Raw genomic sequence first — 945 nt, forward strand, 5'->3', positions numbered from 1 at the left:
GCAGGACAGGGCGCCGGCCGACCCCGCCACCGCCATATCGGGCGATGTCTGGTTCTCGTCGGAAGATCTCCACCCCGGGCCTCGCAAATGATGGTGGTTCGCCAAAATTTATATGTCGGACTGGTGGCTCGTCGCCCGTCCTTGGGCTGAAGTCCGGCCACGACGGCGTGGACAGAAGAACGGGAGCACTGGAATGAGAAAGATCATCTCGGCGACATTCGTCAGCCTAGACGGCGTCATGCAGGCGCCCGGCGGCCCGCAAGAGGATCCGGTCGGCGGCTTCAAGTTCGGCGGCTGGACCTTCCATTACTTCGACGAGGCGGGGAGCGCAGCCATGGATGAACTGTTCTCCAAGCCTTTCGCCCTGCTGCTCGGCCGCAGAACCTACGACATCTTCGCCGCCTACTGGCCGTATCAGAAAGATTCGATCGCGGATGCCTTCAACCCCGCGACCAAATATGTGGCGACGCATCGGCCTGACACCCTCACCTGGCAGAACACGCAATCGCTCGGGCCTGATATCGTTGCGGAGTTGCGCCGTCTCAAGCAGGAGGATGGCCCTGACCTGCTCATCCAGGGATCCGGCGATCTGATCCAGACCTTGCTCGCCAACGGGCTGATCGACGAAATTCGGCTGATGATCTTCCCGCTGTTGCTGGGCAAGGGCAAGCGGCTGTTCGGCGACAGCGCGATGCCGGCCGCCTTCAAGCTCATCAAGTCGCAGGCAACCAGCACAGGCGTCATCATGGCGACCTACGAACGATCAGGCGAGATCAAGGTCGGCTCGTTTGTCACAGGGGAGCCATCCGAGGCCGAGCTCGAACGGCGCAAGAACTGGAAGTAGCAGGACCTGGGTTCCTCGCCCCACGATGAAAGATCGACCCCCACTCCGTCTCGGCTTCGCCGAGCCACCTCTCCCCCGATCGACGGGGTAGAGGAAAGGCG

The 945-nt window shown here is 62.2% G+C and carries 1 protein-coding gene; it reads left to right on the forward strand.

Annotated elements, in window-relative coordinates; genetic code table 11:
• Positions 1–193: 193 nt before the first annotated feature.
• Positions 194–844 carry a dihydrofolate reductase family protein gene (locus tag EN750_RS36390; RefSeq protein ID WP_127399421.1) on the forward strand — a complete coding sequence of 217 codons (651 nt, stop codon included), beginning with the start codon at positions 194–196 and terminating at the stop codon, positions 842–844.
• Positions 845–945 lie beyond the last annotated feature (101 nt).

The organism is Mesorhizobium sp. M7A.F.Ca.ET.027.03.2.1 (assembly GCF_003999175.1).
Classification (GTDB): Bacteria; Pseudomonadota; Alphaproteobacteria; order Rhizobiales; family Rhizobiaceae; genus Mesorhizobium.

Excerpts from the sequence above, each read along its gene's own strand:
- EN750_RS36390 (WP_127399421.1), top strand. The coding sequence starts at position 194 with ATGAGAAAGATCATCTCGGCGACATTCGTCAGCCTAGACGGCGTCATG.